This is a genomic window from Citrobacter meridianamericanus (assembly GCF_041320245.1).
GTDB lineage: Bacteria > Pseudomonadota > Gammaproteobacteria > Enterobacterales > Enterobacteriaceae > Citrobacter > Citrobacter meridianamericanus.
The window spans coordinates 551,146-565,211 of sequence record NZ_CP101036.1; the positions used below are offsets into that span (position 1 = coordinate 551,146).

Below are 14,066 nucleotides of genomic sequence, written 5' to 3' on the forward strand. Positions count from 1 at the left end.
TATCATTGTTTACAAGGGCGCAGCCCTAATTCTCAGGCCGCACGCAGTTAAGATAGCAAATCTTAAATAATTTGTTACATGAATCAGTTAAATGTGTGAAGCGTAGCATTTAAATCATAATAACTAATATGTTTCAGCCAGTTGAGAAAGGAGTATCACGATGAAAAAAGTGGGTGTAGTCCTCAGCGGATGCGGCGTGTACGACGGTGCAGAGATCCATGAAACTGTTCTCACGCTTCTGGCCATTGCCCGCAACGGCGCACAAGCCGTCTGCTTTGCTCCGGATAAACAACAAGCGGATGTGATTAATCATCTGACCGGCGAGCCGATGCAGGAAACGCGAAATGTGCTGATTGAAGCCGCACGTATAACACGTGGTGATATCCGCCCTCTCGCTCAGGCAGTCTCAACGGAACTGGACGCGTTGATAGTGCCAGGTGGGTTTGGCGCGGCCAAAAATCTGAGCAATTTTGCCAGCCAGGGCAGCGACTGCCGGGTTGATAGCGACTTAGCCGCGCTGGCGGTGGCCATGCATCAGGCGGGTAAGCCGCTGGGTTTTATGTGTATTGCGCCCGCCATGTTACCTAAAATTTTTGACTTCCCGCTGCGTCTGACCATCGGTACTGATATCGATACGGCAGAGGTGCTGGAAGAAATGGGCGCTGAACATGTTCCGTGTCCGGTTGATGACATTGTCGTCGATGAAGACAACAAAATTGTCACCACGCCCGCCTATATGCTGGCACAGGACATCGCTCAAGCCGCGAGCGGTATCGAGAAACTGGTCTCGCGTGTTCTGGTGCTGGCTGAATGAAAAAAGGAGTTACCGCCTTTCTGCGACGTATCTTTCTGCGGGCGGTCATTGTCCTCGCCGTATTCTGGGGCGGGGGCATCGCACTTTTCAGCGTGATGCCTGTACCTTTCTCTGCGGTAATGGTTGAACGGCAACTGGGCGCATGGCTGTCCGGTGATTTTGGTTATGTGGCGCACTCGGACTGGGTGAGCATGGATGAGATCTCTGTGTGGATGGGACTGGCTGTCATTGCCGCAGAGGACCAGAAGTTTCCCGAGCACTGGGGATTCGATGTCTCCGCCATAGAGAAAGCGCTGGCGCACAACGAACGTAATGAAAACCGTATCCGCGGGGCGTCGACCTTATCGCAACAGACGGCAAAAAACCTCTTTCTGTGGGATGGGCGTAGCTGGGTGCGTAAAGGCCTCGAAGCCGGGCTTACGCTGGGTATGGAAACCGTCTGGAGCAAGAAACGTATTCTGACCGTTTACCTGAACATTGCTGAGTTTGGCGATGGGGTTTTCGGCGTGGAGGCGGCGGCGCAGCGCTATTTCCATAAGCCAGCCAGTCGGTTGAGTCTGTCTGAAGCGGCCTTGCTGGCGGCGGTATTGCCCAATCCTTTGCGTTTTAAGGCGAATGCGCCTTCTGGTTATGTGCGTAGCCGTCAGGCGTGGATTATGCGCCAAATGCGCCAGTTAGGCGGTGAGTCGTTCATGCGGGAAAATAAGCTGTATTAGTCGATGCTGCCGCTGTTTTTTGTAAGCACTGATAAGTGCAGGATATCAGGCTTCTATGTTTAAAATTTAATAAAATGAATAGGTAATATAATTCAGCTTTTCTGCGAAGCTATGTAGTTAATTTTTAAAAATCCTCTGTTTACTAAATGTTTTCCGAATTTAAGTCATATCACCTGGATCTCACTTCTTCACTGTACCGTCCGCGTTATTGTGCCCTACAAGCGAAATAGCTAATGCTAGCAATAAAGGAACCGGTATCAGTATGGTGACCATCAACATCAATGGATTAACGCTGTGCCACAAAGGCAGCGGCGGCGTCAGCCACAACACGCTGCCCGATGTCTGTAAAACACCTCCCGTTGGCGTACCGATTTCGTATGAAAATGAAGCATATTCGGCAGACCTGGTGAAAGGTACGGTCAGCGTATTTGCAGATGGCGGCAACATGATAGCCAACATGGGGTCGCAGTTTGCCCGCAGCGTATTCGACGAAGCGGGCAGCATGGGCGGCGTGAATTCCGGGACCAATAAAGCGGAGACGGAGTGGATATCGCATTCATTCGATGTGTTCTTTGAGGGAAAGCCTGCATGCCGCCTGACGGATAAGCTGTTCATGAACCACGGCAATACGGCCAATATGGCGGGCCTGATGCAGGAATATCTTCCACCGTTGCCGGAGCTGGAAGATGAGTCATATATACCACCGTGGAACAATGAAAACGAAGATGAAAAATCGGCCATGCCCTGTATCGTGATTCTGGTACATGGTGTGAATGATGTGGGTGAAGCCTACCAGAACCAGGATACGGGAATATGCGCCGGGCTGAATGAGCGGCTGGGACGCACCGATCTGCATCCGCACCTGTGGGATCCTGATGAGTTCATGATTACGGATGTGGAGGGTAAAGTTGCCCATTCACCGGTTATCCCTTTCTACTGGGGATATAAACCGGTGGACAAAGCCACCTGGGAAGCCGATCAGCAGCGTTATCGTGCTGAATTGCGCGAAAAACGGGATAAGACGGATCTGCCCTACGATACGTATCAGCAGGACAATGAAAAAATCCGCCATGCCCATAACGGCGAAAACATCGATAATCTGAACAACTGGCTGGATAAAAAAGCTTGTGCCAAAGGCGGCGGTACTTTCGCCAACGCGACTACCAGTATTCCCGATATGTTCGGGCCGGGGGCTAACGGCGCGGCGCTGGATGTAGTCGGGGCGATATCCCGCTCGAAGATGAATGACGGCGACTGGAGCCACCCAATTTATGCCAACCCACACCGTATCTACCAGGCGTATGCCGCACGACGGCTGGCGGATTTGATTCTGGCAATCCGGCGAAATAAGCCAACAGAAAAAGATACGATCAATATTGTTGCCCACAGTCAGGGCACCATTGTCACCATGCTGGCAAACCTGTGGGTGAAAGTGGAAGGCGAAGCCCCTGTGGACTGCGTAATCCTCAATAATTCCCCTTATTCACTGGAAAGCCGCACTCTGGAAAACGCCCAGCCAGGCAACCAGCAGACGGATAAGGCACGCCAGCAGACGCTGGCGCACTTCTGCCAGGTTATGGGCGATAACGCCCGGTATAACGGCGGTCAGTCCCACAGTGCAGACGAGACCGAACAGTTGTTCAGCCTGGGGTGCCTGTCAGACAGCGGGAAGGCAAAATGGGTTGCGGCAACCTACAACCGTAATAACTTCGGACTGGTCCACAACTATTTCTGCCCCAACGACCAGGTGGTGTCGATGCTGCCGGTTCAGGGGATGGGCTGGCGCGGCATCCCGGATAACATCAGTATGCAGACAGGGGGGAATTTACGCCAGCGGGCCTTCTGCAAGGATGTCAGTGTCGGTGATAAGACCGGTTATCACTTTGTGATGCCGCAAGCTAAACAGGATGACCCCGAAATTCCTGCCCAGGATGTGAAATATACGTACCAGGATGTCACCATAAGCGGCGCAGTGCTGCCGGAACCCTTCGTATTTGAGCTTCAGGGGCAAAAAGAGGGCTACAAAGCGAAGCTGACAGGTAACGACCCGGACATCGCCAGGGCGGCAAGGAAAGCGGAAGACTTCCCGGAAGAGATGCTGGAAGTACCGGATACGGCGGCGTTCCGCTACCTGCACAACGATAAGCCACTGAATGCAGCGCAGCTTGCCGAACTGAGCGCACGTCACCGGATGGATGTTGTCAGCGGTCGGGTGGAAGGCGATTACGGCCCGTCGCAGCAACTGAGAGTAAAGCGTTATGCGAATGACGACGAACTGGATGTGGTGGCAAATTATAAGGCGACTTACAGCCAGCACTCGTCAGTGGTGTGCAGCCCGGATGTACAGGTGCAGGCGGTGCCGTATGACCTGGCGATCGGGAGTAACGAGGCGTTTTCAGATGAGGCTTTCTGGAAGGGGTTGTTATTACAAGCGGACTGGCGCAGGCCGGGAAATCCTGATGGAGATACAAAGGAATATTACGCCAAAGGAATCTTGCCCAGAGCCATCAAGCCAATGATGAACAAGCCTGAAACAGGTGAAAAGCCAATGCCAACAGGGAAAAATGGTGTGGTGAATGATTATGGCCCTCGCCAGAAAGTAAAACCCGGCGACAAACGGAATACAGGAAACCAGGTGGTGGATAACCTTCAGTGGGATATGCCGGAGCCACAGGTCTGAACAGGAAAATCAGAAATGAAAATAACTCACTTTACCGCAGTCATGCTGGGTATCAGCCTGCTGACGGCATGCCACGCGGATAACCGCAAATCACGGAAACCACCCACTCAGGTGGTTTACCGGTTTGACGATCACCGTTATCTGGAACTGGAAGGTTTTTATTGCGAAGGCGCGCTCTGGTACAACGATACACATAGGGGGATCCGTGCGGAAGTAGTGGCGCGCGATACACCCATTTTCAGGGTTTCAACGTTCAAATATATCCATCCGTCGGAAAGATATATTGCCATTCCCTGGGATGATATATCAGGCATTTTAATTTCCCGCAATTACGGTCAGACCTGGGGAACGGCACGATTCTCTCCCGGAGGGGGAGCTAAACGTTATGGTAGTTGGCATCCCATCCGTGAAAATGTTGACTCCTTCACGGTAGTCAACGACCAGGGTTTTCTGCTGACCAGACAGGGCGATCTGTATATAAGCTCAAAACCTTTTGACGATCCCCGCCTTCAGCCGGGTGGCGAAGGTATCAATTATGTTTATGACGGAGTAAAGCACCACCTCCGCCCGAGGGACAATGGTACAAACGATAACAGCTACTGGGGAAAAAATTATACTTCATGGGCATCAGTAAGTAGACCGAATGGCTGGTTAACTTTTTCAGAGGAAACAAACTGGCAGGGCATCCCCAATAAAGTCCCGGAAGTCAAAAACTACACCGGCTGGGATCATATGCGCTGCGACCCTGATTTGGGATTGCCCGCATCAGAGCGTGGGAAATAAGTGCACTGCATTCGAGCTTTTACCCATAGCGGGGCCTCTTTATCCTCAATTTTTCAGGTCACAGCCTACAGCTATTTGATGCTCAGGTTGCATTGTCTGAGTATCCTTGCAGGATGAAAAGAAAAAGGACTAATCTTCATCGAACCCTGAATTAAACAGGGCGATCACCGCTGCCAGGGCTTCAACTTCCTGTGGACCCGTGGCTTCGACTTCAATCTGACGCCCTTTAGCGGAATCCAGCATCAGCAGAGCGATAACGCTGTTTGCCTCGGCTTCCGTTCCTTCATCATTACGCAGCAAAACTTCTGCTTCAAAGCCCTGCATCAGTTCAAACAGTTTCATTGCTGGGCGGGCATGCATGCCCAGCTTGTTCGTGATTTCAACAGTTTGCTTCACGGTCATGATTTACGTTTTTCCAGCGTACGATGGCGTGACTGCACGTTTTTACCGCGTGAGCGGAAATAGTCTGCCAGCTGCTCTGCAATATACACCGAACGGTGTTTCCCGCCGGTACAGCCGATGGCTACGGTGAGGTAGCTGCGGTTGTTGGTTTCCAGCATGGGTAACCATAGCTCAAGATAGCTGCGCGTCTGGTAGATAAAATTGTGTACTTCTGTGTGCCTGTCGAGGAAGGCGGCGACGGGTCGGTCAAGACCGGTCATCGGGCGCAGCTTCGGATCCCAGTGTGGGTTAGGCAGGAAACGCACGTCAAACACGTAATCCGCGTCAATGGGAATGCCGTGTTTGAAACCAAAGGATTCGAATACCATCGTCAATTCGCGTTCGCGTTTGCCCAGCAGTCGGGTACGCAACATTTCCGCCAGTTCGTGCACGGACATTTCGGAGGTATCAACGATCAGGTCAGCGCGAGAGCGCAAGGGCTCCAGCAGGTCGCTTTCCTTATCGATAGCGCTTTCCAGAGATAAGTTCTTGCTGGAGAGTGGGTGCAGGCGACGCGTGTCGCTGTAGCGACGAATCAGGGTGTTCCGATCGGCGTCAAGGAACAGCAGCTGTGGTGAGAAGCCTTCAGGCAGATTGTTCATTGCCTGCTCGAAAATCTCCGGGGACTCAGGCATGTTGCGCACATCAATGCTGACGGCTGCAGAAATCTGGCGATCGGCCAGAGTACGAGCCAGATCGGGCAACAGCACTACGGGAAGGTTATCCACGCAGTAAAAACCCATATCTTCCAGCGCACGCAAGGCGACAGATTTGCCTGACCCCGAACGACCGCTGACGATCATCAGTACCATGTACTGTTTCTCCTCACAACGACAAAAAAGGATGCCATTGGGTTGTTATGCTTCATCCTGTCCACCTTCGGTGTCCGTGATGATTTGATACAACTCCTGGTCACTCTGTGCGGCGCGCAGGCGACGGCAGATTGTTTTATCTGCCAGACGTTTGGCGACCAGTGACAACGTATGCAAATGCGTCTTGGTTTGGTCCGCCGGTACCAGCAGAGCAAAAAGCAGATCGACGGGTTGATTATCGATGGCGTCAAAAGCGATAGGCGTTTCAAGTTGCACAAACACGCCTACTGCGCGCATCGTGTCTTCTTCCAGCTTTCCGTGCGGGATAGCAATACCATTCCCGATGCCGGTACTACCCATTTTTTCACGCGTTAAAATAGCTTCAAATACCAACTGAGAAGGCAAGCTGAGCTGCTTTGCCGCCAGTTCACTGATGATTTCCAGTGCGCGTTTCTTGCTTTGGCAGTGAACTGCCGCGCGTGTACATTCCTGGTTAAGAACATTGCTCAGTTGTAGAGTCGTATCGTTATTTGTCATAATTTCACCTAAGCGCTAACTGTACAAATGGCCTGTTGTGCTACACAACAGGCCGTCCTGCACCCGCTAACTGCCCGGACAAGTTAGTGCTGTTTCAGTTTATCTTTATGTTTTGTTAATTGCCGAGCCAGTTTATCAATTAAACCGTCAATGGCGGCGTACATATCCTGACCTTCCGCACTGGCATGAATTTCGCCACCGTTCACATGCAGTGTTGCGTCCGAGATATGTGTAACCTTCTCCACTTTCAACACAATATAGACCTGATTAATCCGGTCGAAATATTGTTCGAGCTTGGCGAATTTTGTATTAACAAAATCGCGCAGGGCTTCCGTGATTTCGACGTTGTTTCCAGTGATGTTGAGCTGCATAGTGTCTTCCTTATCGGTTGGGTCAGACCAGCTGTTTGCGCTGGTTAGACGGCGGAATGGATAAAGACTCTCGGTACTTCGCAACGGTGCGGCGTGCCACCATGATACCCTGTTCTGACAACATAGAGGTTAACTTGCTGTCGCTCAGCGGTTTCGCGGGGTTTTCCGCAGCAATTAATTTCTTCACCAGCGCACGGATCGCCGTGGATGAGGCTTCGCCTCCGCCTTCAGTGTTAACGTGACTGGAAAAGAAATACTTCAATTCAAAAATGCCGCGCGGACTGTGCAGATACTTTTGCGTGGTCACTCGGGAAATGGTCGATTCGTGCATCTCGACGGCCTGGGCGATATCCGCCAGCACCATCGGTTTCATAAACTCTTCGCCTTGCTCAAAGAAGGCTTGCTGCTGTTCAACGATGCAGCGGCTGACGCGCAGCAGCGTATCATTGCGGCTTTCCAGGCTTTTAATCAGCCACTTCGCATCCTGCAGATTACTACGAATAAACTGGCTGTCGGCATCGTTGCGCGCGCTGTTGCACATGGCGGCGTAGTGCTGGTTAATCTGCAGCCGTGGAATGCTGTCACCGTTGAGTTCGACCACCCAGCGATCGTTATGCTTACGCACCAGTACATCTGGAATGACGTACTCTGGCTCACCGGTCTGGATAGACTGCCCGGGTCTTGGGTCCAGAGACTGAATAAGGTTAACGGCCTCTTTCAGCACCTCTTCTTTCAGTCGGGTCACGCGCATTAGCGTGCGGAAGTCATGGTTGGCTAGCAGATCGAGGTGATCGCTGATGATCAGGGACGCTTCTTCCAGCCACGGCGTGGCTTTATCAAACTGTGAAAGTTGGATCAGTAAGCAGTCGCGGAGATCTTTGGCCGCTACGCCCACGGGATCAAAACGCTGAACGCGTTTAAGCACGGCTTCGATTTCATCCATACCGATGTCGTCATCGCCCATGCTTTCGAGAATATCGTCCAGAGTTACGGTGAGATAACCGGTTTCGTCTACCGCATCAACAATGGATGTCGCAATAGCGCGATCGGTATCTGAGAACGGGGTCAGCTCCACTTGCCACATCAGGTAATCCTGCAGCGATTGCGTGGTCTCACCCTGATACACAGGCAGTTCGTCGTCGATGTAATCCCCGCTGGTACCCGAAGGCGTACCGGCGGTGTAAATTTCATCCCAGCTGGCGTCAAGCGGCAGCTCTTCTGGCATCTCTTTTTGTTCAAGAGCATCTGCAGTGTCGAGTGATTCGCTGTCCTGTTTTTCCTGGGTATCAATTTCGTCGTGAAGATCGGTTTGCTCGAGCAGTGGGTTACTTTCCAGCGCTTGCTGAAGTTCTTGCTGAAGTTCCAGCGTGGACAGCTGCAACAGACGGATAGCCTGTTGTAGCTGAGGCGTCATCGCCAGTTGTTGGCTAAGCCTGAGTTGCAAACCTTGCTTCATGTTCAGAGTTTTTCTCTCCTGCGGTGACGTGAAGTCTTCTACCCTATCAGAGTCTGAAGTCTTCCCCAAGGTATACGCGCTTCACGTGCTCATCCTGCAGTATTTCTGTTGGCGTACCGTGCGCGATCAGGTGGCCCTGACTCACGATGTAGGCGCGCTCACACACTGCCAGCGTTTCGCGGACGTTGTGGTCGGTAATCAGCACGCCAAGCCCGCTGTCGCGCAGGTGTTCGATGATCCGTTTGATATCAATAACCGAAATCGGGTCAACACCGGCAAACGGTTCATCCAGCAGGATAAATTTCGGATTAGCGGCCAACGCGCGGGCGATCTCCACGCGGCGTCGTTCGCCACCGGATAGCGACTGTCCCATGCTGTCACGCAGGTGTTCGATGTGGAATTCTTCCATCAGTTCGTTGGCGCGATCTTCCCGCTGCTCGCTGGTCAGATCGTCACGAATCTGCAGCACCGCCATCAGGTTATCAAACACGCTCAAGCGGCGAAAAATTGACGCTTCCTGCGGTAAGTAGCCAATGCCGCGACGTGCGCGCGCATGCAAAGGCAGCAGGCTGATATCTTCGTCATCAATGATAATGTTGCCCGCATCGCGCGGGACAATGCCGACCACCATGTAAAAGGTCGTCGTCTTGCCCGCGCCGTTAGGACCGAGCAGACCGACTATCTCCCCGGAGTTGACGGTCAGACTGACATCTTCCACCACGCGGCGGCCTTTATAGGCTTTTGCAAGGTTCTTTGCAGTTAATGTTGCCATAACGAATCAGTTACCTTTTTTCTCTGCCGGAGCCTTGGCCTTGTTTTTGTCCTGCAACTGCGACGGAACCAGAACGGTGGTGACGCGCTTGCCTTTCTCGCTGAAGGCCTGCATTTTCTGCTCTTTTACCAGATAGGTGATCTTATCGCCGGTAATGTTGCTATCGAGTTGTTCCAGGTAGGCGTTACCGGTCAGGATGACGAGATCCTTCGCCAGTTCATAGTGCATGTGTGAGGCGCGACCTTTAACCGGTTTACCGTTGTCCTGCATCTGGTAGAAGGTTGCGGGATTACCGTAGCCATCAATAATCTCTTTGCCCTGTTCGCCACCAGGGCGGGTCACAACGACTTTATCGGCGTTAATTTTGATGGTGCCCTGAGTCATCACCACGTTGCCAGTAAAGGTGACAACATTGCCCTGCATATCGAGCGACTGCGTGTCAGACTCAATATGGATCGGCTGCTCGGTATCGCCGGTGACGGCAAATGCCGGAATGCTGGCGGCCAGAAGTGTGCTGGCAAGCATAAGGTTAAGGCTGAGTTTGTTTGTTTTGAATTTCATATGAGGTTCTAACCTTTTCAATCAGCTCGGCGTTCTTGCTGCGTAAGTTACCGCGCATCTTCAGTCCGCTGGAGTTAAATGTTGTGCCATATAACGTGACAAGATCATCGGAAGTGACGTCTTGTGTCACCAGGTTAATCTGCGCGTTATCGGTGGTAATTCTGCGTAGTTGAGAGTCAGGCACCAGAGCGTTGACTTCAACATGGCCGTACAGATACAGCATGCGATCGTTGGTCAATTTGGCTTTATCTGCCTTGATCGACCAGGTCGGTACTTTATCCTTATCAAACGTGGTTAATACCGGTTGAGTAAACCAGGAAACCGCTTGTTCTGAATAATATTCAACGTGTTGCGCGATCAAGTTATAGCTCAGCGCGCCTTCCGGGCTATACACGAGGGTATCAGTATGTTCGCTCTTATAGGTTGGCTCATTGTTATTGACGACAGCCTGAGTGGTGTCGTCTTTGTCTGCCAGATTAATACCAATCATCACAAGGACAGCCAGCGACAGTAGAATGATAACCCAACGTCTGGTTTTGCTCATATCGATTGCCCTTTGGCCTCGTCCAGTTTGCCCTGTGCCAGCAGTAATAAATCGCAGACTTCACGCACAGCGCCGCGTCCCCCGTCAATACGGGTGACATAATCTGCCCGCGGGATCAGCAAAGGGTGAGCATCCGCCACCGCCACGCTTAATCCCACTTGTGCCATCACCGGCCAGTCGATCAGATCGTCGCCAACGTAGGCGACATTTTCGGGCGCGACCGCCAGTTTGTTCAGTAGATCGCTAAAGGCGACCAGTTTATCTGACTGTCCCTGATACAGGTGCGTGATCCCCAATGTGGTACAGCGATCTTCTACAAGTTTAGCCTTTCGTCCGGTAATAATGGCAACCTCAATACCGGAAGTGAGCGCACAGCGAATGCCGTAACCATCGCGGACGTTAAATGCCTTCAGCTCTTCACCGTTATTACCCATATAAATCAGACCATCAGACAGCACGCCATCCACATCCAGGATCAGCAAACGGATGTTTTCTGCCCGGGTGATAACGTCTGCGCTGACGGGTCCATAACAGGTCGCAAGCGACGCACCTGCTTTACTCATTTTGTTTATCCTTGAGTTTCTTACACTACACCTGCACGCAGCAGATCATGCATATGTAACACACCGAGTAACTGGTCGCCATCAGCAACCATTACCGAGGTGATATGGCGGGACTGCATTAAGTTCAGGGCATCGACGGCAAGAATGCCCGGACGCACGCGAATGCCTCCTGGGGTCATCACATCGGCAATGCCTAACTGGCGGACATCAACGCCCATATCGAAGACGCGACGTAAATCGCCATCGGTAAAAATACCGTCAATCTTCATGGCATCATCGCAAATGACGGTCATGCCGAGATTTTTACGCGTGATCTCAACCAGAGCGTCACGCAGGCTAGCGCTTTTATTTACATGCGGGATCTCATCACCCGTATGCATAATATCGTTAACGCGCAGCAAAAGCTTACGGCCCAGAGCGCCGCCGGGATGAGATAACGCAAAATCTTCTGCAGTAAAGCCACGCGCTTTTAATAATGCCACGGCAAGCGCATCGCCCATCACCAGCGTTGCGGTCGTGCTGCTGGTCGGTGCCAGACCTAACGGGCAGGCTTCTTTAGGCACTTTAACACACAGATGCACATCTGCCGCACGCGCCATGCTGCTTTCCGGACGACCGGTCATGCAGATAAGCGGTACGTGAAGACGTTTTAACACAGGGATCAACGCCGCTATCTCATTGGATTCACCGGAATTAGAGATGGCGATGACCACATCCTGCGGCGAGACCATGCCCAGATCGCCATGTGCGGCTTCGCCGGGGTGTACGAAAAAAGAGGGCGTGCCGGTGCTGGCAAACGTGGCCGCCATTTTCCGCCCGATATGACCGGATTTCCCCATCCCCATCACCACAACCTTACCCGAGCAACTGAATATTTTCTCACAGGCGAGGGTAAAATTTTGGTTGATGTACTGATCAAGCTCCGCCAGGCCTTCACGTTCAATTGCCAGGACTTCCTTGCCTGCTTGCTGAAAGTCAAAACCCGGTTGCAACTCTAAGTGCGACATAATGCGTTTCCAGTTATCCAACGAGAATTGGCGATAACCAATACAGCATCGCCAGCCATATGATAAAACCGCCGGTCAGCAGCGCACCCGCACCGCGACCAATCTTGCGCGAACGTCGCCAGCAGAGTAATGCAAATATAACGCTCACCAGCAGCATAACGCTGTAGTCACGGACGAAGGCCATCGGATTGACCTCGCCCGGTGTAATCAAGGCGGGCAGCCCGAGCACGATAACAATATTAAAAATGTTCGCGCCGATAATGTTGCCGACGGCAATATCGTTTTCACCTTTACGCAGACCCGCAATCGCCGTTGCCAGTTCCGGCAGGCTGGTACCAATGGCGACTACCGTCAGCCCAATGGTGAGTTCGCTCATGGCGAAGTAGTTCGCCAGTACAGTAGCGTTATCCACTACCATACGCGTGGCCATTGGCATAATAATCAGCGCAATACCCAACCACAAAAATGCGACGGGTAGCCCGCCTTCGCGGGGAAGCTCAGCTACCTGCTCGCGGGTCAGGCTGTCATTGCCTTGTCGTTCGGCCAGACGGGCGATTTTAACAATGAATAGCAGCCATAGCACGGCCAGAAGCAGAAGAAAGAAACCGTCACTGCGGCTCAACTGCCCGTCATACAGAACTGATGCGGCTAAAATACTTACCAGCAACATTAGCGGTAATTCGCGACGCAGAACATCAGAATGCACGGTAAAAGGATGAATCAGCGCCGACAAGCCAAGAATAAGCAAGATGTTGGTGATGTTAGAGCCAATGGCGGTACCGACGGCTAAATCGAGTTGCCCGTTCATTGACGCGGCAACGGAGACGATGATCTCGGGTAACGATGTACCAATGCTGACCACGGTCATCCCGATAATGATGGGGGGAATACCGAAGTTTCGACATAAAATGGATGCGGCAAACACCAGACGGTCGGCGCCGTAGACCACCAGAAGTAAACCAATTATTAACAGCGCCGTCGCTAAAAGCATCTAAAGTCCTTTCTTCAGGTATACTCGCCGGTCCACTTGAAGGGTTTCTGGAAGCCGTAACGAAGTCTTAATTTTGACTTTATGCGGCTAAAAAGTAAAACAAATGCCAGCTTTCGCTAACCAGGACAGGCAATAATCTGTAAATATGTTGGGTTCAGGGCTAAATTGAGCGCCAAACTCTTCGATCAACGAGGCAATAGTAAAGGATGAATCAATGGGTCAGTCTGTGGCGAATCTAGTCGATATGCGCGATGTCAGCTTTTCCCGAGGTGACCGCTGCATCTTTGATAATATTTCCCTGACGGTGCCGCGCGGTAAGGTGACGGCGATCATGGGGCCATCAGGCATCGGCAAAACGACGCTGCTGCGTCTGATTGGCGGACAAATCTCCCCGAATAAGGGCGAGATCCTGTTTGACGGCGAAAACGTCCCAGCCATGTCCCGTTCGCGTTTATTTACCGTGCGTAAGCGTATGAGCATGCTGTTTCAGTCTGGTGCGCTGTTTACCGACATGAACGTGTTTGACAACGTCGCATATCCGTTGCGCGAACATACAACGCTACCTGCGCCGCTGTTGAAAAGCACGGTAATGATGAAACTCGAGGCCGTCGGGCTGCGGGGCGCGGCAAAATTAATGCCTTCTGAATTATCCGGTGGGATGGCGCGTCGCGCTGCGTTAGCGCGTGCTATCGCGCTGGAGCCTGACCTCATTATGTTTGATGAGCCGTTCGTTGGCCAGGATCCCATTACCATGGGCGTGCTGGTGAAGCTGATTTCAGAACTGAACAGCGCACTGGGCGTCACCTGTGTGGTGGTTTCTCATGATGTGCCAGAGGTGCTGAGTATTGCGGATTACGCCTATATAATGGCGGACAAAAAAATTGTGGCCTACGGTAGTGCTCAGGCGCTGCAAGAAAATGCCGATCCGCGAGTGCGTCAGTTCCTCGACGGCATTGCCGATGGACCGGTTCCGTTCCGTTACCCGGCGGGTGACTACCATATCGATTTACTCTAAACA

16 protein-coding genes are annotated in these 14,066 nt (G+C 52.1%); 5 read left to right on the plus strand and 11 right to left on the minus strand.

Going from position 1 to position 14,066, the window contains the following annotated elements; translation table 11 throughout:
• The first annotated feature begins 160 nt into the window (after positions 1-160).
• The 4 genes from elbB to NMD08_RS02655 all read left to right on the plus strand — a co-directional run bounded on the left by elbB (position 161) and on the right by NMD08_RS02655 (position 4,993).
• The gene (elbB, locus tag NMD08_RS02640; RefSeq protein ID WP_151217873.1) at positions 161-814 is read left to right on the plus strand and encodes an isoprenoid biosynthesis glyoxalase ElbB; all 654 of its coding nucleotides are present in this window, start codon (positions 161-163) and stop codon (positions 812-814) included.
• Entirely contained in the window at positions 811-1,530 is a 720-nt protein-coding gene (gene mtgA, locus NMD08_RS02645; protein WP_151217872.1) for a monofunctional biosynthetic peptidoglycan transglycosylase, read from the plus strand. The genes elbB and mtgA overlap by 4 nt, the downstream gene beginning before the upstream one ends.
• Positions 1,531-1,792: 262 nt before the next feature.
• Positions 1,793-4,210, plus strand: coding sequence for a PAAR-like domain-containing protein (locus tag NMD08_RS02650; RefSeq protein WP_151224429.1), 2,418 nt, complete (start codon positions 1,793-1,795; stop codon positions 4,208-4,210).
• Between the two features lie 15 nt (positions 4,211-4,225).
• A complete protein-coding gene (locus tag NMD08_RS02655; protein ID WP_016151056.1) occupies positions 4,226-4,993 on the plus strand; it encodes a hypothetical protein in 768 nt (255 codons plus the stop codon).
• 129 nt (positions 4,994-5,122) lie between these two features.
• On the opposite strand, the gene npr is transcribed toward NMD08_RS02655, so the two are convergent.
• From npr to NMD08_RS02710, 11 genes are all read right to left on the minus strand, one after another.
• Positions 5,123-5,395, minus strand: coding sequence for a PTS phosphocarrier protein NPr (gene npr / locus NMD08_RS02660; RefSeq protein ID WP_003828770.1), 273 nt, complete (start codon positions 5,393-5,395; stop codon positions 5,123-5,125).
• Positions 5,392-6,246 carry an RNase adapter RapZ gene (gene rapZ, locus NMD08_RS02665; protein WP_003025085.1) on the minus strand — a complete coding sequence of 285 codons (855 nt, stop codon included), beginning with the start codon at positions 6,244-6,246 and terminating at the stop codon, positions 5,392-5,394. Before rapZ ends, npr begins: the two co-directional genes overlap by 4 nt.
• Before the next feature lie 45 nt (positions 6,247-6,291).
• A complete protein-coding gene (ptsN, locus tag NMD08_RS02670; protein ID WP_151217871.1) occupies positions 6,292-6,783 on the minus strand; it encodes a PTS IIA-like nitrogen regulatory protein PtsN in 492 nt (163 codons plus the stop codon).
• Positions 6,784-6,866: 83 nt separating this feature from the next.
• Positions 6,867-7,154 (minus strand): ribosome hibernation promoting factor, encoded by a 288-nt coding sequence (gene hpf / locus NMD08_RS02675; protein WP_003025078.1) that lies wholly within the window; start codon positions 7,152-7,154, stop codon positions 6,867-6,869.
• Positions 7,155-7,176: 22 nt separating this feature from the next.
• Positions 7,177-8,610 carry an RNA polymerase factor sigma-54 gene (rpoN, locus tag NMD08_RS02680; RefSeq protein ID WP_151217870.1) on the minus strand — a complete coding sequence of 478 codons (1,434 nt, stop codon included), beginning with the start codon at positions 8,608-8,610 and terminating at the stop codon, positions 7,177-7,179.
• Between the two features lie 46 nt (positions 8,611-8,656).
• Positions 8,657-9,382, minus strand: coding sequence for an LPS export ABC transporter ATP-binding protein (gene lptB, locus NMD08_RS02685; protein ID WP_003025073.1), 726 nt, complete (start codon positions 9,380-9,382; stop codon positions 8,657-8,659).
• Positions 9,383-9,388: 6 nt separating this feature from the next.
• Positions 9,389-9,943, minus strand: a complete 555-nt coding sequence (gene lptA, locus NMD08_RS02690; RefSeq protein ID WP_151217869.1) for a lipopolysaccharide ABC transporter substrate-binding protein LptA — start codon at positions 9,941-9,943, stop codon at positions 9,389-9,391.
• The gene (lptC, locus tag NMD08_RS02695) at positions 9,912-10,487 is read right to left on the minus strand and encodes an LPS export ABC transporter periplasmic protein LptC (protein ID WP_151217868.1); all 576 of its coding nucleotides are present in this window, start codon (positions 10,485-10,487) and stop codon (positions 9,912-9,914) included. The genes lptA and lptC overlap by 32 nt, the downstream gene beginning before the upstream one ends.
• Positions 10,484-11,050, minus strand: a complete 567-nt coding sequence (gene kdsC / locus NMD08_RS02700) for a 3-deoxy-manno-octulosonate-8-phosphatase KdsC (protein WP_151217867.1) — start codon at positions 11,048-11,050, stop codon at positions 10,484-10,486. The genes lptC and kdsC overlap by 4 nt, the downstream gene beginning before the upstream one ends.
• A gap of 20 nt (positions 11,051-11,070) precedes the next feature.
• On the minus strand, positions 11,071-12,057 hold the full coding sequence (gene kdsD, locus NMD08_RS02705; RefSeq protein WP_151217866.1) for an arabinose-5-phosphate isomerase KdsD: 987 nt from the start codon (positions 12,055-12,057) through the stop codon (positions 11,071-11,073).
• A gap of 13 nt (positions 12,058-12,070) precedes the next feature.
• Positions 12,071-13,048 carry a calcium/sodium antiporter gene (locus NMD08_RS02710; protein ID WP_370619465.1) on the minus strand — a complete coding sequence of 326 codons (978 nt, stop codon included), beginning with the start codon at positions 13,046-13,048 and terminating at the stop codon, positions 12,071-12,073.
• 214 nt (positions 13,049-13,262) lie between these two features.
• Between NMD08_RS02710 and mlaF the strand changes: the two genes are divergently transcribed.
• On the plus strand, positions 13,263-14,063 hold the full coding sequence (mlaF, locus tag NMD08_RS02715) for a phospholipid ABC transporter ATP-binding protein MlaF (protein WP_187253327.1): 801 nt from the start codon (positions 13,263-13,265) through the stop codon (positions 14,061-14,063).
• Positions 14,064-14,066: the final 3 nt, after the last annotated feature.

Excerpts from the sequence above, each read along its gene's own strand:
- elbB (WP_151217873.1), top strand. The coding sequence starts at position 161 with ATGAAAAAAGTGGGTGTAGTCCTCAGCGGATGCGGCGTGTACGACGGT.
- mtgA (WP_151217872.1), top strand. The coding sequence starts at position 811 with ATGAAAAAAGGAGTTACCGCCTTTCTGCGACGTATCTTTCTGCGGGCG.
- NMD08_RS02650 (WP_151224429.1), top strand. The coding sequence starts at position 1,793 with ATGGTGACCATCAACATCAATGGATTAACGCTGTGCCACAAAGGCAGC.
- NMD08_RS02655 (WP_016151056.1), top strand. The coding sequence starts at position 4,226 with ATGAAAATAACTCACTTTACCGCAGTCATGCTGGGTATCAGCCTGCTG.
- npr (WP_003828770.1), bottom strand. The coding sequence starts at position 5,395 with ATGACCGTGAAGCAAACTGTTGAAATCACGAACAAGCTGGGCATGCAT.
- rapZ (WP_003025085.1), bottom strand. The coding sequence starts at position 6,246 with ATGGTACTGATGATCGTCAGCGGTCGTTCGGGGTCAGGCAAATCTGTC.
- ptsN (WP_151217871.1), bottom strand. The coding sequence starts at position 6,783 with ATGACAAATAACGATACGACTCTACAACTGAGCAATGTTCTTAACCAG.
- hpf (WP_003025078.1), bottom strand. The coding sequence starts at position 7,154 with ATGCAGCTCAACATCACTGGAAACAACGTCGAAATCACGGAAGCCCTG.
- rpoN (WP_151217870.1), bottom strand. The coding sequence starts at position 8,610 with ATGAAGCAAGGTTTGCAACTCAGGCTTAGCCAACAACTGGCGATGACG.
- lptB (WP_003025073.1), bottom strand. The coding sequence starts at position 9,382 with ATGGCAACATTAACTGCAAAGAACCTTGCAAAAGCCTATAAAGGCCGC.
- lptA (WP_151217869.1), bottom strand. The coding sequence starts at position 9,943 with ATGAAATTCAAAACAAACAAACTCAGCCTTAACCTTATGCTTGCCAGC.
- lptC (WP_151217868.1), bottom strand. The coding sequence starts at position 10,487 with ATGAGCAAAACCAGACGTTGGGTTATCATTCTACTGTCGCTGGCTGTC.
- kdsC (WP_151217867.1), bottom strand. The coding sequence starts at position 11,050 with ATGAGTAAAGCAGGTGCGTCGCTTGCGACCTGTTATGGACCCGTCAGC.
- kdsD (WP_151217866.1), bottom strand. The coding sequence starts at position 12,057 with ATGTCGCACTTAGAGTTGCAACCGGGTTTTGACTTTCAGCAAGCAGGC.
- NMD08_RS02710 (WP_370619465.1), bottom strand. The coding sequence starts at position 13,048 with ATGCTTTTAGCGACGGCGCTGTTAATAATTGGTTTACTTCTGGTGGTC.
- mlaF (WP_187253327.1), top strand. The coding sequence starts at position 13,263 with ATGGGTCAGTCTGTGGCGAATCTAGTCGATATGCGCGATGTCAGCTTT.